The 17,206-nt window shown below is 60.1% G+C and carries 20 protein-coding genes; 15 read left to right on the top strand and 5 right to left on the bottom strand.

Translation table 11 applies throughout. The features are described from left to right. Positions 1-120: 120 nt before the first annotated feature. From pheA to ACP5EL_RS00545, 6 genes are all read left to right on the top strand, one after another. Positions 121-939 carry a prephenate dehydratase gene (pheA, locus tag ACP5EL_RS00570; protein ID WP_428400482.1) on the top strand — a complete coding sequence of 273 codons (819 nt, stop codon included), beginning with the start codon at positions 121-123 and terminating at the stop codon, positions 937-939. An 85-nt stretch (positions 940-1,024) separates the two neighbouring features. Beyond that, positions 1,025-1,441 (top strand): permease, encoded by a 417-nt coding sequence (locus tag ACP5EL_RS00565; protein ID WP_428400481.1) that lies wholly within the window; start codon positions 1,025-1,027, stop codon positions 1,439-1,441. Then, a complete protein-coding gene (locus ACP5EL_RS00560) occupies positions 1,438-1,950 on the top strand; it encodes a permease (RefSeq protein ID WP_428400480.1) in 513 nt (170 codons plus the stop codon). Before ACP5EL_RS00565 ends, ACP5EL_RS00560 begins: the two co-directional genes overlap by 4 nt. Positions 1,951-2,110: 160 nt before the next feature. Then, entirely contained in the window at positions 2,111-3,265 is a 1,155-nt protein-coding gene (locus tag ACP5EL_RS00555) for an inositol-3-phosphate synthase (RefSeq protein ID WP_428400479.1), read from the top strand. Between the two features lie 538 nt (positions 3,266-3,803). Then, the gene (locus tag ACP5EL_RS00550) at positions 3,804-5,516 is read left to right on the top strand and encodes a PAS domain S-box protein (RefSeq protein ID WP_428400478.1); all 1,713 of its coding nucleotides are present in this window, start codon (positions 3,804-3,806) and stop codon (positions 5,514-5,516) included. A 241-nt stretch (positions 5,517-5,757) separates the two neighbouring features. Further along, positions 5,758-6,039: a peptidylprolyl isomerase gene (locus ACP5EL_RS00545; RefSeq protein WP_428400477.1), complete on the top strand. Its 282-nt coding sequence runs from the start codon at positions 5,758-5,760 to the stop codon at positions 6,037-6,039. A 116-nt stretch (positions 6,040-6,155) separates the two neighbouring features. Here ACP5EL_RS00545 and ACP5EL_RS00540 read toward each other — a convergent pair whose 3' ends face one another. Beyond that, complete coding sequence (locus ACP5EL_RS00540; protein WP_428400476.1) at positions 6,156-7,064, bottom strand: sulfurtransferase; 909 nt, start codon at positions 7,062-7,064, stop codon at positions 6,156-6,158. A 205-nt stretch (positions 7,065-7,269) separates the two neighbouring features. Here ACP5EL_RS00540 and ACP5EL_RS00535 point away from each other — a divergent pair, with 205 nt between their 5' ends. From ACP5EL_RS00535 to ACP5EL_RS00515, 5 genes are all read left to right on the top strand, one after another. After that, positions 7,270-7,479: a hypothetical protein gene (locus tag ACP5EL_RS00535; protein ID WP_428400475.1), complete on the top strand. Its 210-nt coding sequence runs from the start codon at positions 7,270-7,272 to the stop codon at positions 7,477-7,479. Between the two features lie 126 nt (positions 7,480-7,605). Next, positions 7,606-7,848 (top strand): hypothetical protein, encoded by a 243-nt coding sequence (locus tag ACP5EL_RS00530; protein WP_428400473.1) that lies wholly within the window; start codon positions 7,606-7,608, stop codon positions 7,846-7,848. Then, positions 7,845-8,000, top strand: coding sequence for a hypothetical protein (locus tag ACP5EL_RS00525; RefSeq protein WP_428400472.1), 156 nt, complete (start codon positions 7,845-7,847; stop codon positions 7,998-8,000). Before ACP5EL_RS00530 ends, ACP5EL_RS00525 begins: the two co-directional genes overlap by 4 nt. 142 nt (positions 8,001-8,142) lie before the next feature. After that, positions 8,143-8,541 (top strand): hypothetical protein, encoded by a 399-nt coding sequence (locus tag ACP5EL_RS00520; RefSeq protein ID WP_428400471.1) that lies wholly within the window; start codon positions 8,143-8,145, stop codon positions 8,539-8,541. Between the two features lie 85 nt (positions 8,542-8,626). Continuing rightward, positions 8,627-8,776 (top strand): hypothetical protein, encoded by a 150-nt coding sequence (locus tag ACP5EL_RS00515; protein ID WP_428400470.1) that lies wholly within the window; start codon positions 8,627-8,629, stop codon positions 8,774-8,776. 6 nt (positions 8,777-8,782) lie between these two features. On the opposite strand, the gene ACP5EL_RS00510 is transcribed toward ACP5EL_RS00515, so the two are convergent. The 4 genes from ACP5EL_RS00510 to ACP5EL_RS00495 form a co-directional block, all read right to left on the bottom strand. Further along, positions 8,783-9,319: an OapC/ArvC family zinc-ribbon domain-containing protein gene (locus ACP5EL_RS00510; RefSeq protein ID WP_428400469.1), complete on the bottom strand. Its 537-nt coding sequence runs from the start codon at positions 9,317-9,319 to the stop codon at positions 8,783-8,785. Positions 9,320-9,324: 5 nt separating this feature from the next. Next, positions 9,325-9,672: a DUF2073 domain-containing protein gene (locus ACP5EL_RS00505; protein ID WP_428400468.1), complete on the bottom strand. Its 348-nt coding sequence runs from the start codon at positions 9,670-9,672 to the stop codon at positions 9,325-9,327. A gap of 19 nt (positions 9,673-9,691) precedes the next feature. After that, positions 9,692-10,327, bottom strand: a complete 636-nt coding sequence (locus ACP5EL_RS00500; RefSeq protein WP_428400467.1) for a GTP-binding protein — start codon at positions 10,325-10,327, stop codon at positions 9,692-9,694. Positions 10,328-10,662: 335 nt separating this feature from the next. Then, a complete protein-coding gene (locus tag ACP5EL_RS00495; RefSeq protein WP_428400466.1) occupies positions 10,663-11,763 on the bottom strand; it encodes a radical SAM/SPASM domain-containing protein in 1,101 nt (366 codons plus the stop codon). A gap of 101 nt (positions 11,764-11,864) precedes the next feature. Between ACP5EL_RS00495 and ACP5EL_RS00490 the strand changes: the two genes are divergently transcribed. The 4 genes from ACP5EL_RS00490 to ACP5EL_RS00475 all read left to right on the top strand — a co-directional run bounded on the left by ACP5EL_RS00490 (position 11,865) and on the right by ACP5EL_RS00475 (position 17,180). Continuing rightward, on the top strand, positions 11,865-13,037 hold the full coding sequence (locus ACP5EL_RS00490; RefSeq protein ID WP_428400465.1) for an argininosuccinate synthase: 1,173 nt from the start codon (positions 11,865-11,867) through the stop codon (positions 13,035-13,037). A gap of 39 nt (positions 13,038-13,076) precedes the next feature. After that, entirely contained in the window at positions 13,077-13,457 is a 381-nt protein-coding gene (locus ACP5EL_RS00485) for a DUF2111 domain-containing protein (RefSeq protein WP_428400464.1), read from the top strand. Continuing rightward, the gene (locus ACP5EL_RS00480) at positions 13,454-13,897 is read left to right on the top strand and encodes a GNAT family N-acetyltransferase (RefSeq protein ID WP_428400463.1); all 444 of its coding nucleotides are present in this window, start codon (positions 13,454-13,456) and stop codon (positions 13,895-13,897) included. Before ACP5EL_RS00485 ends, ACP5EL_RS00480 begins: the two co-directional genes overlap by 4 nt. 67 nt (positions 13,898-13,964) lie before the next feature. Continuing rightward, positions 13,965-17,180 carry a tetratricopeptide repeat protein gene (locus ACP5EL_RS00475; RefSeq protein WP_428400462.1) on the top strand — a complete coding sequence of 1,072 codons (3,216 nt, stop codon included), beginning with the start codon at positions 13,965-13,967 and terminating at the stop codon, positions 17,178-17,180. Positions 17,181-17,206: the final 26 nt, after the last annotated feature.

The raw sequence follows: 17,206 nt of genomic DNA, 5'->3' as shown, positions 1-17,206 counted from the left end.
CAAGAACGTCGCCGTCCAGGCCGGAGCCACAGGCGACGAGATCGAGGCCGTGGCCGGTAAAATGGCCGCCGAGAAGAATATCAACCTCGACAGGGCAAAAGAGCTTTTAAGAGAGATGAAATGAGCCGATCGATCGGGGTTCTGGGGCCGGAAGGAACCTTCTCGGAGAAGGCCGCAAGAAAATACAGTCCTGGTTCAAACCTTCGCTACTTCCGGGACTTCGAGGAGGTGATCGCCGCCGTCGAGGGGGGTGAGGTGGAGATGGGGGTCGTCCCCCTGGAAAACAGCCTGGAGGGTTCGGTGGGGATGACCCTCGACGCCCTCCTCCGCCGCGACGTCAAGATCACAGGCGAGATCAACCTCCGGGTGAGCCACTGCCTTCTTGGCACCGGCAGGCCCGAGGAGGTGAAGGTGATCCTCTCCCACCCTCAGGCCCTGGCCCAGTGCCGAGGCTACCTCAAACGTCGGTTTCCCGAGGCCGAGCTGAGGACGACCGGCTCCACCAGCCACGCCGCAAAGCTCGCCGGGGAGTTTTCGGAGATGGCGGCGATCGCCGACGCCGAGGCTGCTGGAAGGTACGGCCTTTCGGTGATCGAGAGAGACGTCCAGGACTCTGACCAGAACGTGACAAGGTTTGTGGTGGTGGGCCAGAGAGGGGCGGAGCCTACGGGCAAAGACAAGACCTCTCTCGCCATATACCTGGAGCGGGCCGAGCCCGGAGCCCTCTGGGAGGTTCTGGGGGAGTTTGCAAAAAGAAGGATCAACCTCACCAAGATCGAGTCGCGGCCCAGCAAGCGGGGCCTTGGAGATTACTACTTCTTCATCGACCTGGAGGGTCACGCGAAAGATCCCCAAGTCGAGGAGGCTCTGGCTCGGATAAGAGAGAGGGCCGCCATGACCAAGGTTCTGGGGTCCTACCCCCGGACGGACCCGAACTAGACCGAGGAGAGATGATGGGAAGATGAGGGCTGAGAGGCCGAGGGACGGGAAAGCGCGGGGGGGAGAAGATTCGAAACCTCAAACGATGGCTGCCACTCTGAAGAAGACCGCCACCAGCTTCGCCCACGTCTTTCCGATCCTCATCGGGGTGATGCTCCTCATCTCTCTCATACTGGTCCTGGTCCCGCCATCGGTCTATGGGGCGGTCTTCACCGGAGATGAGATCCTCGATCCCCTGATCGGGGCCGTGATAGGGAGCATCGCCGCCGGAAATCCCATCACCAGCTACATCGTCGGCGGAGAGCTGATCGACCAGGGCGTGAGCCTTCTCGCGGTGACCGCCTTCATCGCCGCCTGGGTGACCGTCGGCGTACTGCAGCTTCCCGCCGAGGCCGCGATATTAGGAAAGAGGTTCGCCCTGATCAGAAACGGCATCTCCTTCCTCTCGGCAGCCCTGGTGGCCATCCTAACCTCCGTAACCCTGGAGCTGATCGTGCCGTGACCGCCCAAGCCCCCTCCGGCAAGCACTTCCTGGCTCTGCTGACGATCTTTTATCTGGGGCTTGCCGCGGTCGATTTTGACCTCTTCTTGAGGGCCCTCTCCGTCTTCGCCAAACTCCTCTCAAGCGTCCTTCCGGTCCTGGCCCTGGTCCTGGTGATCATGTCCCTTTTGAATCTGGCGATCAGGCCCGGGATGGCGAAGAGGATGCTGGGGAAGGGGTCGGGCCTGAAGGGCTGGACCTTCGCCTTGGTGGGGGGCGTCATCTCCTCGGGGCCGATCTACGTCTGGTACCCCCTCATCGCAGACCTCAGAGAGAAGGGGATGAGAGACTCCCTGGTGGCGGCCTTTCTCTACTCCCGGGCGGTCAAGATCCCCATGATCCCCCTGATGGTCTATTACTTCGGCTGGAACTTCACCCTCCTCCTCACTTTCTACCTGATCATCTTCTCCGTCCTGAACGGCCTGGTGGTCGAGAGGTTGGCGGGAGGGGAGGACGGATCCGAGCCCTGAGCAAACCATCAGCCCGGAAGGCACAAAGAATGATCCAAGAGCCCCCTCGAAAGGAGGAATTACGACGTCGGGATGCCTATAGATTTATCTAATAGAAATGTAGCATACTCGGTAGCGCGTCAAGTTTTACTACTTCAGGAGAATTTGGGAGGCGACGAGATTGAAAAAGATAAAATTAGCAATTGCCGGTCTCGGCAACTGCGCCAGCTCTCTCATCCAGGGGATTGAATATTATAAAAATTCAGATGATGAAGACTGGATTGGGCTGATGCACCGGTCCGTCGGCGGCTACCTGCCCGGCGAGATCGAGGTGGTGGCGGCCTTCGACATAGACGGGAGAAAGGTGGGAAAGGACGTCAGCGATGCCATCTTCGCCCCGCCCAACTGCACCAAAACCTTCTATCCCGACGTACCCCGCCTGGGCGTCGAGGTTAAGAAAGGGCCCGTCCTGGACGGCGTGGCCCCCCACATGTCCTCTTACGACGACAAAAAGACCTTCGTCGTCTCGGATCTGGAGCCCTGCGATGTCGTGGGTGAGCTGGAGGACTCCGGCGCCGAGGTCCTGATCAACTACATGCCCGTCGGCTCGGAGGAGGCCAGCAGGTTTTATGCTCAGGCCGCCCTCGACGGTGGCGTAGGCTACGTAAACTGCATGCCGGTCTTCATCGCCTCCGACCCCACCTGGGCGAAGAAGTTCAAGGACGCCAACGTCCCGATCGTCGGAGACGACGTCAAGAGCCAGATAGGAGCCACCATCGTCCACCGGTCCCTGGCCAAGCTCTTCAACGATCGGGGATGCAAGCTCGATCGGACCTACCAGCTGAACACCGGCGGAAATACCGACTTTTTGAACATGCTGAACCAGGAGAGGCTCAAGTCCAAGAGGATATCCAAGACCGAGGCGGTCCAGTCGGTCCTGGACGTTCCCCTCATGGCCGACGACATCCACATCGGCCCCTCCGATTATGTACCCTGGCAGAAGGACAACAAGATCTGTTTTCTGAGGATGGAAGGGAGGATCTTCGGCGACGTTCCCATAAACCTGGAGCTGAGGCTCTCGGTCGAAGACTCCCCCAACAGCGGCGGGTCCACCATAGACGCCATAAGGGTCTGCAAGCTGGCCATGGACAGGAAGATCGGAGGACCTCTCGTCGAGATATCGGCCTACACTATGAAACATCCGCCGATACAGTATCCGGATCACCTGGCAAAGGAGCTGGTGGAGAAGTTCATAAAAGGAGAGGTCTACGACGTCGCCCCCGACGCCCATCTGAGCCCCAAGATGGCCACTGCGATCCAGGACAAGGGCGATTGAGCCCAGAGCTTCCCGATCCCGGGCAGAGCCCATCTGTCCGCACCCCCCCGTCTTCCTGAAGAGAACGTCTCTCCCGACCGATGACCTGCAAACTGGGTCGGCACAGAAGGGGCCGGACCAGAGGTCTGCCCCCTTCTTCAGAGGGGGCATCCAGGACGGCCGAGGAGACGATCGCTCGGCCAGACGCCCGAGCCCCATGCTCTTTTTCTCAGACGATTCAAAGATTAAAATATATTTTATGATTGTGTTTTTGAGAGGCGACCGAGCGATCCAAAGGCAAGTCATAAATCCTAATAGGCCATTTTGAGAAGGGGATCTGAAACGTTTTCAATCATCTCTGAGCCGTCCGGATAGGAGAATCGAGATAAAAGCGCGGGTTGATCAGGAGAGTTCCCAAAATGATCGGCTGCATCTCTGAATACGAATCGAGATACCGCAAATATTCTATTCATCAGATCGATACAAGTTCAGACCAGCTCTGCTTCGATTCTGATCCGTCCACCGAGGCCAACCTTAAAGATTTCTTTGGAGGGGGTTGATGATCCGAGTTCTGATGGTGGACGACGACCCCACGATTCTGGAGATCTCCACCATCTTCCTCGAGAGGTCCGGAGATATCCAGGTCGACGGGACGGAATCGGCGGCCGAGGCCCTGGAGATGCTGGAAGACCACCGGTGCACTTATGAGGTCGTCATCTCCGATTACGCCATGCCTGAGATGGACGGGATCACCTTTCTCAAGGCTGTAAGAAGCAGAAGGCTCGATATCCCCTTCATCCTCTTCACGGGGAAGAGTCGCGAGGAGGTGGTGATCGAGGCCCTGAACTCCGGCGCCGACTACTACATACAAAAAGACGGCGACCCGAAGGTCCTCTTCGCAGAGCTCTCCCATCAGATCCGGCAGGCTGCAGACCGCGAGAGATCGAGGAAGGAGGATCTCATAGAGAGGGATCTGGCCCTCGAGCTCTCCGGCGCGACCTCCCTCTCCTCGGCCCTGAAGCTCTGCGTCGATGCGGCGATCGAGGTATCGGGGACGGACTGCGCAACCATGTACCTTCTGGATAGAAGCTCCAAGAGCTTCGTCCTCCACCACTCGACCGGATTCTCTCCCCAGTTCGTCGAGGCGATATCACAGAGGAGGCGAACTCCGAATTCGTCGCTGATCGCGGGGGCAAAAGATCCGATATACATCCGATATCAAGATCGGGATCTGCCGCTCCAGGAGGCCCGGGAGCGGGAGGGGCTACGCGCCATGGCCGTGGTCCCGGTCCACCACGAGGGGGAGGTAATCGGCTACTACAGCGTCGGAACTCACGGATCAGACGAGATCCCTCTCCCGGGACGGAGCGCCCTGGAGACGATCGCCGCCATGACCGGGAACGCCATCGTGCGCCTTCAGGCAGAGGAGGATCTGAGGAGAAGCTCAGAGCAGCTTCGAGCGATATTCGAGGCTGCAGAGGTCTCTTTCATCATCACCGACGGATCGGACCCAGACCCCACCGTCCTGGAGTTCAGCCCCGGGGCCGAGAAGATCTTCGGATACAGACGCCAGGAGATCGTAGGGAGGACGGTCTCACGGCTTCATCTTCCCGAGGATGCGGCCCGCTTTCCCCAGGTGCACCGGAATATGAGGGAGGGAAAGAGGGGATTGTCGGGACCGACAACTCTGGTGCGAAGATCGGGAGAGACATTTCCGGCCCTCTTCTCCACCTACCCCCTCTTCGACGAGAGAGGACGGATGCGGGCAGCCCTCGGCGTCGGCATAGACATCACAGATCAGAAAAGGATGGAGGAGAGCCTCCAGAAGAGCGAGGAGTACTATCGCGCCATATTCGAGAACAGCGGCACGGCGATGGCGATCGTGGAGGAGGACGGCCTCGTATCAAAGGTAAACTCCGAGTCAGAGATCCTCTTCGGATTCTCTCGCCGGGAGATCGAGGGGAAGATGAGGTGGGACGATTTCATCGCCGAAGAGGATCGAGAGAAGCTCTGGGAGCACTTCCGAAAGGGGCAGAGAAGGCTCAAGACGCCCACCGCCCAGTACGAGGCAGACCTGATCGACCGATGGGGCGATGCTAAACGCGGCCTTTTCAGAGCCAGCATCATCCCGCGGACGAGGCAGTACGTCGTCTCGGTCGTGAACATAACCGAGCTGAAGAGGATGGAGGAGGCCCTGAGGAAGAGCGAGGAGAAGTACAGGACCCTGGTGGAGGACCAGACCGAACTAGATCTGTCGCTTCCTGCCCGATAGGACCATCACCTTCGTCAACGAAGCCCGCTGCCGCTACTTTGGCAGCCCTGGGGAGGAGCTCCTCGGGCACGGCTTCCCATCCCTGATCCCTGAAGTGGACGAAGAGCGCCATCCTGGGCGAGGGCGCGAGGTTCGAGGTGGAGATAACGAGCGGGCATTACCGCATCGACAGAGATCTCGCCTCCGGCTGAAGAGCGGATCCTCACAATCTTTTTATCCGGCCAGACCACTCGAAACTCTCATGGCGAAACAGATCCACGCAGCCCACATTCTGGTAAAAAGCGAAAAGAAGGCCAAGGAGGTCCTGGAGAGGATCAAGAAGGGCGAAAGCTTCGCCGAGATGGCCAGAAAGTACTCCGACTGCCCCTCGGCGAAGAACAAGGGCGACCTCGGATGGTTCGGCAAGGGCAAGATGGTCCCCGAGTTCGAGCGGGCCGCCTTCGATGGAGAGAAGGGAAAGGTGGTCGGCCCGGTGAAGACAGATTTCGGCTATCACCTGATAAAGATCCTGGATAAAAAGTGAGATAGCCGAAAGGCCCGGCCCTCGCCCGGGCGAGGGGCCAGGATCGCACCTCTCGGCAGGGATCAGACCTCTCTGATCCTCCCTCCGCGACCTCCATTTTTCAGATGGGCCCGATCTCAGCTCGTGCCCGTCAAGGCATAAAGGCTGACATCGTAGCCCTGGGTGTAGAGGGCGTACCAGACCACCGAGGCGCCTCCCTGGCGGGGATAGACCACCACCGGCTGGTCTTTGTCAAGGCCGCTGAAGGCCAGGCTCAGGGCCTGGGCGCCGACGAGGCCGTTTGGCCCCTTCACCTTCGAGTAGTCGATGTTGACCGCCCCGTCGGGGTGGCCTGCGGCGTACTCGGCCGGGCTCCTCGCGTCCACCACCTGGCTGCTTGAGAGCCGCTCATCGTCGGCGAGGAGGTCGGGGTTGGGGTCGGGGGAGTAGGTCTCAGGCGACCTGGGGGTGGGGAGAGGGACGAAGTTCAGCCCCGCAGCCTCACGTCCGCCTCTCGTCCCGTCCAGGAGGAGGACGTCCTCATGGCCGAGGCGCTTCATTACAAAGAAGGCGAAGGTGTCGTACCCGTTCAAGAAATAGTCGCCGTATATGACGAGAGGGTCATCCTCTGTGATCCCGGCTGCCCCGAATAGGGCGGCGATCTCAGTCGGCGACTTCAGGGCGGCGTCATCTCCGAAGACCTGCTCCAGGGGCAGGTGGATCGACCCCTCGATGTAAGAGGCTTCCCCGGGAACTCCGACGTAGGCCACCACCTTCTCCGAGCCGCCCTCCATATCCTCGAAGAGCGCCCTGGCGGTGATCACCGACGCTCCATTCGATCCCGTCGCCGATGCCAGACCGCCCACTGGACTCTTCTCCATCACCGAGACGGCCTCCGCAGAGGCACCTATGAAGTCCAGACCCGACGACCATGTTCCTCCGCCTGCGGCGCAGCTGGAGCAGCCGGCATAAGCTCCGCCCACCAGGACTGCTGCGAGCAGCAGGAGCGCACAAAGCCCCGATAACAACCCGATTCCATCTCTCATATTGGCATATCCTCCTTTAAAGTATGACCATGATCAGACCGTAGATAGGTCGTCCTCTATCTCCATATTTATCTTTGATGCGGTCGGCCCAAAGCCAAGCCCGGAGGAGAGGTCTCCATCCGGGGAACCAGTCGGACAAAGGGCGTCCGATCGGGAGGGGGAAGCCGGGGAAAAGATGATAAATCTCACGGTAGTATGGCCAGAGGTGGGAGTTGGTAGAACTTTGTCAGCAAAAGATGCGAAGAAGCCGGCGGCTCTGACCTTGACGGTCATCCTCGCGATCTGCATCCTGGTCCCCGGGGCCTCGGGAGATGGCAGCCCGGTCCATGCCATCGGGTCCGGCCCCGAGGACTGGTGGACCGCATACCCGGATCAGCATTCGGAGGCGGGGTCCGCGGTCGATCATCCCTCCTGAGCCCTCGATCCCCTGGAGGAGAAGCCGGCGATCATCCTCATCCATCTGACCGACTGCCCTGCCTGCAGCAGTCAGGAGACCGATATCAGAGAGGTCCTCGGAGACCTCGGCGACGAGGTCGCCTACGTGGACGTTCTGGCCGAAGACGACTTGGAGAAGACCTGGACCGCCCTCGATATCTACGATCCCATCGGCGATCCCAGGCTCGTTCCCGTGACCGTCTTCCTCACCCTGGCGCCCGGCCCTGACGGGAACGTCACCGTCGCCTGGCACAGCGCCGTCGGCCATCGGGGCGAGGGCTGGATCAGGTCCCATCTGAACGACGCCATAGCTCTCTACGAGGAGAGTTCTGAGGGCGGGGGCAGGTGAGATCTGTGAGCCCGGCGGGAAAGATCGCACTGATCCTGACTATCGCATCACTTCTCGCCCTCTGCGGTCTGATTCCAGTCTGCTCTGCCGCCCCGGAAGCAGGGGGAGGCTCTGAAACTGCGGCGAGGTACTTCGGCTACACCTTCTGGTGAGATCCGGTTCCCGGGCCCGGGTCCTGGGACCATCTCAAGATGGCCAAGATGATCGGGAATTGTCTTGCAGCCTTTCATCAAAAGGAATAAATGGTAATAATTCAAAGACCCGGATCATAGAAAAAGGGAGGTTAGGTTATCCATGAAAATAATTTTGACGGCTCTGGTGGCCACCATGCTCCTGGGAGGGATGGTAGCAGCTGCCGAAACTCCTATTGATCTGAGCACTCTGGGCAAGAAGGCGGAGATGGCGTCCAGCAGGACGCCCGTGGTCATCTCTTACTCGCGAGAAGCGCCACGAATCACCACAGATGCTGTAGACGTGAGGACCCTGGGAAGAAGCTTCGGCACCTTCATGCAGAGGTCAAGCATCGAGCCGATAGAGCTGGGTGCCCCAACACCCATAACTTATACGCCCAGCTTCTCGATATCGGTGAGCAACAGGACTTCTTCGGCGATCACCCTATACACCCCGCCCTTCTCCATAGGGAGAAACAGGACCATAACCACGCCTGAACAGATGATCTTCGGGGGGGCGTGAAGGCCTTAATCGAGGCCTATCGAGAAAATCCGCTGACCATCGAGGCCAGGAAGATCGGGGGTGGACGAGTCTGAAGGTTAAGCTGATGGTGGACGGGGAGGTTATACCCATGAACCACTTCACCCAGGAGATCATGGAGAAGATAGTCTCTGGGGTGGCCGAGTCCCTGAAAGGAGTGGACCCTCAGTGGAAGAGGATGACAGTCGAGGTGGAGCGAGGCGACCCGGAAGGCTGACAGGCCTCAGCTCTTCTTCGACTTTTTGAAGGCCGAGGAGAGGTCGATCAGGTAGGTCCCCTCTTTTACGGCCATCACCAGCTCGTCGCGCTCAAAGAGGTTCGGGAGGTTCAGCTCATATGTGCCGGACTCCTGCATCATGATGCTCTCCGGGTCCTTATCCTCGCCAGACCGGCGTTCATCCGACCCCCGATGAGGAGGATCTGAGGATCGGTCTTTTGGAGGATCGAGATCAGAAAACCCGTGGACGCTCTTGCCCCTCTTCTTCGGCACCTCTTTGGGCCTATCATCTCGCCCCTCTCTGGTGCGGTTCGCCTCTCTGCCCCGGTCCGATCTCAGGATCTCCCGGAGCGAATCGTTCCCCTCCGGCCAGGGCTCGTAGGGCCCCCCGATCTCAGAAGCTTTCAGCGCGCCCCGAACTTCTTTTATCATCTCTTTGGACCTCACGAAGAGGAACTTGTTCCAGCCGCAGACGGGACACCCCTCCAGGATGTCCATGCCGTCTTCGAAGACGCTGTTGCATCGGGTGCACATGTGGGGCATGCTAATCAGTCACCGACCGAGACCTTGGTGCTGATCTGGTACTTGTCCTTCTCAACGGTTCGAAGCTGGTTTGCAGGTCCGATGACGGTCATTCTGGTCTTGATCCCGGATTTGCCCAGGATCTTGTTTATGAAGGTCCCCTCACTCTTGACCGGATAGCTCTCGATCTCTATCCCCGAGAACTCGTCGAGGCGTATCTCGCTCATAGTCATCTCGATCAGCTTGACCTCCTCCTCGGGGGTCAGGCCCTGCTCCAGCACCACGATGTTTCCTCTCTTGACCTTGTTCAGTATGAGCCGGATCTTCTCCATGGAGGACATGCTCTCAAGCCTCTCGGCCGAGATCAGGTCCATCTGTACTTCCCTCATCATCTCACCCGAAGTGCCTGGCTATGGCAACATACAGCTGATCGATGTTCGACCCTTCCAGAGCGGAGATGGTGACCAGAGGATGTTGCGGAAAGGCCGCCTTTATCCTTGAAGGAGAGGCCTTGGGCAGATCCATCTTGTTGGCCACTATCAGGAGTGGCAGCTTTCTCGCTTCCATGTTCCCCACCACCGTGACGTTGACCTGGGTGTAGGGGTCCTCCGTAGAGTCCATCACCAGAAGCACCCCGTCCAGATCGTCCAGCCACTTTATTGACTCTATAACTCCCTCCGTCGCCTCCTTAGCCCTCCTCTTGGCCTCCTCCTCTTCCAGGCCGTAAGCCATGAAATCTCTGAAGTCTATCTTGGTGGCCATCCCGGGCGTGTCGACTATGTCCAGCTCGACGCTCGATCCATTGGCCCTGATCATCACGCCATCAGTCCTCATGGCCCTTCTCGTCTCGTGGGGTACGTGAGATATTCCTCCCAGATACATCCCACCCCAGTCCTTTGCGATCCTGTTGGCCAATGTGGTCTTTCCGGCGTTGGGTGGACCGTATATCCCTATTTTGGCCTTTTTTTTGCCAACGATCCACCTTATCCAGACGGCAAAGTTCATCCTGAGACTTCTGATGACGCTCATGCCCAATCCTCTCGATGAGAGATGATCATGTATATACTAATAATTTTCCACTACTTTTTTTATAGTCGGTGATGATAAGTTAATTCCGGCGATTTGCGGAATTTCGATGGCTTCTGATCTTCCGGTCCCGAATCCAAGGCGGGCGACCACCTCGAAGATTGATCTCCTCGATTTTTGGGGCGAGATGAGAGGGCACTATCCAGAAGCCGAGGATGAGCGAGCGAGGTCGCCAAAAACGACGGAAAAGATGATAGACGGCGGCAGGCGCGAGTATCGTGGCTCTAATGCAAAGCCTCATCGACCGAGCAGACCCTCCGCCAGATCTCGGGCTGGCCTCAGAGGGCGAGGTGCTGGCTCTGGGCGGGACAGTCGGTCCTGAAAGCCTCGAACTCGCCCGACTTTCGCACGTCCTTCCAGATATCCTTAAGAGACCGCTCCAGGACGTTTCCCACCGCGTCTTCGATGTAGGGACAGGGTCTCACGCCGCCGTCCACCCCCACGTGAATCCAGCGTCTTCCGGCCATGCACCCCAGCATCTGGCCCTCGAAGTAGGTGCTGGCGAAGACCCGGGGTCCACCGGGGGTGCGGTTGACCTTCCTGTAGAACCTGGTGATCGTCTCCCGATCTATCTTGGTGAGCTGCTCCTCGGCTGATTTGGGCATCCCCTCCCAGATCGAGAACTCGTGGACCCCGAGCTCCGTCGCGAGATCGTAGAGGTCGAAGATCTCCGAGACTCGATCGCCCTTGACGTGGGTGGACATGGTGACGAGAAGGCCGGCATCCAGAGCCATCTTGATGGCGGCGACCGCCTTCTCGTGAGCACCAGGAAGGCCCCTGATCCGGTCGTGAACCTCGGGGTCGGTGCTGTAGACCCCTATCAGGATGTTGTAGAGGCCTGCATCCTTCAGCATCTCGGCCTTATCCGGCGTCATCTCCAGGCCGGGGGTGAACATGTTCACCACCGCCCTCTCCGGGTCGACGTGGCTGATGAGTTCGAAGATATCGTCCCTGAGGAGCGGGTCGCCCTCGGTGAAGGTGATGATGCAGGCTCCGAGGTCCAGGGCCTCGTCGACGACCCGTTTGATCTCTTCGGCCTTTAGCTCCCCATCGCCCTCTTTGATCACGCAGTGATCGCAAGCACAGCCGCACGCCCTGGTGACCTCTATGCTCACCGTCTGGGGGACGAACCTGCCGATGGCGATCTTCGCCTCGCTGAGGACGAGCCTCTTGAAGGGGCCGCTGGGGATGGGCGGAAGCCAGGTGGAGGCGACGATATCGCCCTCCCTCACCAGGGCGGGCTTCTCCTCGGCCAGCCTCTGGTTGATCCTGTTAAGGGCCGGCTGGACCAGCATCGAGATCGCTCCTCGGGCCTGGAGCGACCTCTGATCCTGATCGTAGTCCACCGTCAGGGCGGTGGTCTTCAGTAGAGGGGTCATCGAGGCCAATTTTGGCTGTGAAGTTATAGATTTATCGATCGATCGTCAAAGCCGTAGATTTAAAATAACTGGGCACCGAGTAGGCCCCGGGTGATATTGAATTGTCTGGAGTTATCGTGCTCGCTTACTCTGGAGGCCTCGACACCTCGGTCTGCGTCCCGCTTCTCCGGGAACGCTATGACTTTGACCAGGTGATAACGGTCCTGACGGACGTCGGCCAGCCAAAGGAGGATATCGAGAGGGGAAACGAGAGGGCAGAGAAGCTGAGCGATGAGCATTACGTCATCGACGCCAAGGAGGAGTTCGTCGAAGGTTACATCTTCCCCGCCATCAAGGCCAACGGTTCCTACGAGGGCTACGTCCTGGGAACGGCGATCGCCAGGCCGCTGATCGCGAGAAAGACGGCAGAGATCGCAAAAAAACTTGGTGCCGACGCCCTGGGCCACGGATGCACCGGCAGGGGGAACGACCAGCTGCGCTTCGAGGCGATCTTCAGGGCGACGGACCTGAAGGTGGTGGCGCCGATGCGCGACCTGGACCTGAGCCGCGAGTGGGAGATCGACTACGCCAGGGATCACGGTATCGACGTGCCGGTGACGAAGGAGAGGCCCTGGAGCATAGATGAGAACCTATGGTCCAGGAGCATCGAGGGCGGCCTTCTCGAGGACCCCTTCTTCGAGCCCCCCGAGGAGATATACGCCTGGACCAAGTCCCCGGAGAGGAACCTTCCGCCAGAGAAGGTGGAGATCGAGTTCTCCCACGGGGTTCCAGTCGCCCTCGACGGCAAGAGGATGGCCGGGGTCGAGCTGATCGCGGAGCTGAACAGAACTGCGGGAGAGCACGGCGTCGGCAGGACCGACATGATCGAGGATAGGGTCCTCGGCCTCAAGGCCCGGGAGAACTACGAGCATCCTGCGGCTACAGTCCTCCTCGAAGCCCACCGGGACCTGGAACGGCTCGTCTTATCCAGGGCGGAGCTGCGGTTCAAGGCGACGGTCGACGAGGCCTGGTCGGAGCTGGCCTACATGGGGCTTGTGGACGACCCCCTCTACGCGGACCTCTCCGCCTTCGTCGACGAGAGCTCGAAGAGGGCGAACGGCACCGTCAAGATGAAGCTATCTTGCGGGAGGGCCTTCTCCGTCGGAAGAAGGTCTCCGGACGCGATATACGATCAGGAGATGGTCTCCTTCGACAGCCAGACCCTGAGCCAGAGGGACTCTGAGGGGTTTGCCAAGTACCACGGCTTCCAGGCCCGGTTCCTGAAGAAGTATTGAGGGCAGACTATATCAACAATTAGAGCCTGAAATCCGACCATGGCTGAGCTGGTAATATCGGAGAGGTCGGGACCCTCCGACCTCGCCCCCATCGCCCTGGCCGTAAACCAGATCCTGGGGCTTCCGGTCACCCTGAGGAGCCTCGATAGACCGGGGGTCAGGGTGGAGGATGGGAAGGTCCAAGACGACGATTACTCGGGGCCAGTCCTCGAAGAGGTGATGAGGTCGGGAAAGCCGATCAGGACCGTTCCCAAAAGCGGCATTTATGAAGGAGTTCCCGTATCCGTCGCCCCCATAATGGACCGGGGCGGCAGATTGATCGCGGCGATGGGGGTCGTCGACGTCGTAGGAACCATCGACATCCCCGCCGTCTTCGGGGCTTACACCGAGGTCGTCAAAGAGGTATCGCAGAAGAGATGAAGATCAGGAGGGCAGAGGCACGGGACCTGCCCTCGATCCTCGCCATCGAAGAGCTCTGTTTTTCCCGCGAGGTAGCCTTCCCGCCCGATGCATTATCCATCCTTCTGGAGGATGCGACGGCCCTGGTGGCCGAGGACGGGAACCTGGCGGGCTTCGTCATCGGCTTTGTTCGCGGCGAGGCCGGGAAGGTGGTGACCCTGGACGTCCTCCCCGAACGTCGCGGAGAGGGGCTGGGCAGAGGGCTGATGGTTGCCCTGGAAGAGGAGTTCGCGATCCTGGGGGCCAGAGCCTCCCGTCTCGAGGTCTCGATCGAGAACAGACGGGCCATCGCCCTCTACGCGGATCTCGGCTACTCTGGGGCCGCCCTCCTCGAGGATTACTACGGCCCCGGAGAGGACGCCCTTCTGATGGTGAAGAGGTTGAGACGGGCGGGGCCTTGAGGGAGCTTCCTCCGCGATAGCCCTCAAACCACAAGATATATCGATTAATAGAATGATTTAATTTGACATGAAGCGCTGGGTCCTGCCGATTCTTATCTTATCTCTGGCCTGCCCCCCTCTGGCCCTGGGGGAGGAGGAGCCCGGGGGCTGGCTTGGCAAGGCCATAAGCTTCTACTCAAGTGGATCTTACGAGCTTGCTCTTCTTTATGTCAACAAATCCCTGGATATCGACCCAACCTATCCGGACGCCTGGAACCTGAAGGGCTACATCTACAGCGACCAGAGGAGATACCGAGAGGCGGCCGACAGTTTCAACCAGTCGCTGAAGGTCGATCCCTCCGACCCCCAGATCTGGTACAGCCAGGGCTTCGCCCTCCACAGCCTGGAGGAGTACGACCGGGCCGTGGGCTGCTACGACCGGGCCATAGAGCTCAACTCCTCCGACCAGGACTTCTGGCGGGCCCGGGGGCTCGCCCTCTACACCCTCGGAAGGTACCAGGAGGCTGCGAGATCTTACGACGAGGCGCTGATGATCGACCCGACCAAGGCAGATCTCTGGCGGCAGAAGGGGCTCGCCCTCTACGGCATGGGAAAGTATGACCAGGCGATCGAATGTTATGACATCGCCCTGGAGATCGACGGAGATGACGTCGCCTCATGGCACGCCAGGGGTCTCGCCCTCTACAGCCAGGGGATGGCCGAGGAGGCCCTGGAATGTTACGACCAGGCGATATCTATCGACCCCTCTTCAGCCGACGTCTGGTTCAACAAGGGCGTCCTCCTCAGCGAGCTCGGAAGGTACGAGGAGGCCTTCAGATGTTACGATTCCGCCGTCCAGATCGATCCTCTCTGCCATGCTGCCTGGTACAACAAGGGCCTCGCCCAGAGCGAGCTCGGAAGGTACGAGGAGGCGATCACATCTTACGACGAGGCTCTCAAGATCGATCGGCAGCTCGTCGCCGTCTTGAACAACAAGGGGAACGCCCTCTATGCCCTCGGCCGCTACGGCGAGGCCCTCGGCTGTTACCAGGAGGCGGCGAAGATCGATCCCGGCTACTCGAACGCCTGGTTCAACCAGGGCGTCGTCCTCGACCGTCTCGGGAGGGGCGAGGAGGCGGTGGAGGGTTATGATCGGGCCATAGAGATCGATCCCACTCACGAGGACGTCTGGCAGAACAAGGGGCTCGTCCTCAGCGATCTCGGCAGGTACGAGGAGGCGATGGTGGCCTTCGACCACGCTCTGGAGACCGACCCCGAGGACGAGAGGGCCTGGTACAACAAGGGCCTCGCCCTCGCCAGGCTCAGCAGGTACGAGGAGGCCCTCAGCTGTTACGAGAAGGCCCTCGAGACCGACCCCCTCAATGCGAACGTCTTGAACAGGAGGTGCAACGCCCTCTACATCCTCGGAAGGTACAACCAGTCGGTCGAGTGTTATGAGGAGGTGACAGGGGTAGATCCCACCCACGAGAACGCCTGGTACAACCGGGGCGTCGCCCTCTACAGGCTGGAGAGGTACCGGGAGGCTGTGAGCTCTTACAGTGAGGCGATCTCCATCAACGGCTCCAGGATCGACGCCTGGCGCGGCCGGGGAGACGCTCTCGCCCGCCTCGGCGAATACCAGGAGGCGATCGATTCTTACGACGAGGCCATAGCCATCGATCCCGGCGACCCGGACGTCTGGTACAACAGGGGATCTCTCCTCTTCAACGCCAGCAGGCTCGACGAGGCGGCCAGCAGCTACAGCCGGGTCATCGAGATCGATCCGTCTTATGAGGGAGCCTGGCAGAACAAGGGGCTTGCCCTCTACAGCCTGGGGAGGTACGAGGAGGCTGCGAGATGCTACGGCGAGGCCCTGGAGATCAGCCCCTCGGACGTCTCCCTCTGGTACAACAGGGGGGTAGCCCTCTTTTCCCTGGGCAGATACGCCGACTCGATAGAGTGCTATGACAAGGTGATCGAGATCGATCGGTACGAGAAGGGGGAAGCCCTCTACAGCCTGGGGAGATACGAGGAGGCCGCAGACTGCTACGAGAAGGTGATAGAGGTGGCTCCCCTGGAGGCGAAGGCCTGGTACAGCAAGGGCTCCGCCCATCTCCAGCTCGGCGGCTATGAGGAGGCCGCAGAGTGCTACCATCAGGTCATCAAGATCGACCCATCCTACGAGGACGTCTGGCAGAAGAGGGGCTTCTCCCTCCAGATGGTGGGCGATTACGAGGAGGCCCTCGACTGCTACGACCGAGCCCTCGCCGAAGACCCATCGGATCTCGAGGCCCTGTGCGGGAGGGGCGAGGCGCTCCAGAGCCTGGAGAGGTTTGAGGAGGCCGCAGAGTGCTACGATGAGGTCCTGAATGCCGATCCCGAGAGCGCCCCCGCGTGGCGCGGCAGGGGCCTCGCCCTCGCCGGGCTCGGGAGATACCAGGAGGCTATAAGCTGCTACGATGCCGCCATCGAGATCGACCCCTCGGAGAAGGAGCTCTGGATCGAGAGGGGAGAGGTCTATGAAGTGGTGGGCAGGCTCGACGATGCGATCCTCTCTTACGACCGGGCCGTCGAGATCGATCCGCGGGACGCCGGCGCGTGGTCTCTGAGGGGCTCCGCCCTGGAGAGGTCGGGGAGGATGGAAGACGCCCTCAGATCTTACGACCAGGCTATAGCCGTCGATCCCGCCCTCGGCGAGGCGTGGCGCGGCAGAGGCTCGGTCCTGGAGGGTCAGGGGAGGGCCGAGGAGGCGATAGCCTCTTACGAGGAGGCGATATCGGCTGATCCCACCAGCCCTGAGGCCTGGCAGGAGAAGGGAGAGATTCTGGAGGAGATGGGCCGGGGCGATGAGGCCCTGGAGTGCTACGAGAGGGCAGCCGAGGTCGATCCGAACTTCGCCAAGGCCTGGCGGAGGAAGGGCCACCTCCTCTATTCCGCGGCCCGGTATACCGATGCCGTCGAATCGTACGGCAGGGCGGTCGAGATCGAGCCCGAAGATGGGGAGGCCTGGTACGAGAGGGGGCTCGCCCTGCAGAAGCTCGGAAGGTACAAGGAGGCGGTCGAGAGCTACGATTCTGCGGTAGGGATCAACCCGAACTCCGCCGACATCTGGTATGCGAGAGGGACGGCCCTCGACGGCCTCGGCAAGTACAGTGAGGCGGTCGAGAGCTACGATAGGGCCTTAGCCCTCGATCCCGGGGACGTGAGGTGCTGGAACCGGAAGGGCGACGACTTTTACAAGCTGGGCCTGCACAGGAAGGCCGTCGAGTGCTACGACAGGTTCATCGAGCTCAGCTCATCGTAGCGCTCGACGGCGCCGAAGATCCAGCC

Origin of the sequence: Methanocrinis sp. (genome assembly GCF_049974945.1) — an archaeon.
Classification (GTDB): domain Archaea; phylum Halobacteriota; class Methanosarcinia; order Methanotrichales; family Methanotrichaceae; genus Methanocrinis.
Note: the sequence above shows the minus strand (reverse complement) of the source record. Positions and strands in the feature narration are given on the sequence as shown.

Coding starts and splice junctions, on each gene's coding strand:
- pheA (WP_428400482.1), top strand. CDS start 121: ATGAGCCGATCGATCGGGGTTCTGGGGCCGGAAGGAACCTTCTCGGAG.
- ACP5EL_RS00565 (WP_428400481.1), top strand. CDS start 1,025: ATGGCTGCCACTCTGAAGAAGACCGCCACCAGCTTCGCCCACGTCTTT.
- ACP5EL_RS00550 (WP_428400478.1), top strand. CDS start 3,804: ATGATCCGAGTTCTGATGGTGGACGACGACCCCACGATTCTGGAGATC.
- ACP5EL_RS00545 (WP_428400477.1), top strand. CDS start 5,758: ATGGCGAAACAGATCCACGCAGCCCACATTCTGGTAAAAAGCGAAAAG.
- ACP5EL_RS00540 (WP_428400476.1), bottom strand. CDS start 7,064: ATGAGAGATGGAATCGGGTTGTTATCGGGGCTTTGTGCGCTCCTGCTG.
- ACP5EL_RS00520 (WP_428400471.1), top strand. CDS start 8,143: ATGAAAATAATTTTGACGGCTCTGGTGGCCACCATGCTCCTGGGAGGG.
- ACP5EL_RS00515 (WP_428400470.1), top strand. CDS start 8,627: ATGGTGGACGGGGAGGTTATACCCATGAACCACTTCACCCAGGAGATC.
- ACP5EL_RS00510 (WP_428400469.1), bottom strand. CDS start 9,319: ATGCCCCACATGTGCACCCGATGCAACAGCGTCTTCGAAGACGGCATG.
- ACP5EL_RS00505 (WP_428400468.1), bottom strand. CDS start 9,672: ATGGACCTGATCTCGGCCGAGAGGCTTGAGAGCATGTCCTCCATGGAG.
- ACP5EL_RS00500 (WP_428400467.1), bottom strand. CDS start 10,327: ATGAGCGTCATCAGAAGTCTCAGGATGAACTTTGCCGTCTGGATAAGG.
- ACP5EL_RS00495 (WP_428400466.1), bottom strand. CDS start 11,763: ATGACCCCTCTACTGAAGACCACCGCCCTGACGGTGGACTACGATCAG.
- ACP5EL_RS00485 (WP_428400464.1), top strand. CDS start 13,077: ATGGCTGAGCTGGTAATATCGGAGAGGTCGGGACCCTCCGACCTCGCC.
- ACP5EL_RS00480 (WP_428400463.1), top strand. CDS start 13,454: ATGAAGATCAGGAGGGCAGAGGCACGGGACCTGCCCTCGATCCTCGCC.
- ACP5EL_RS00475 (WP_428400462.1), top strand. CDS start 13,965: ATGAAGCGCTGGGTCCTGCCGATTCTTATCTTATCTCTGGCCTGCCCC.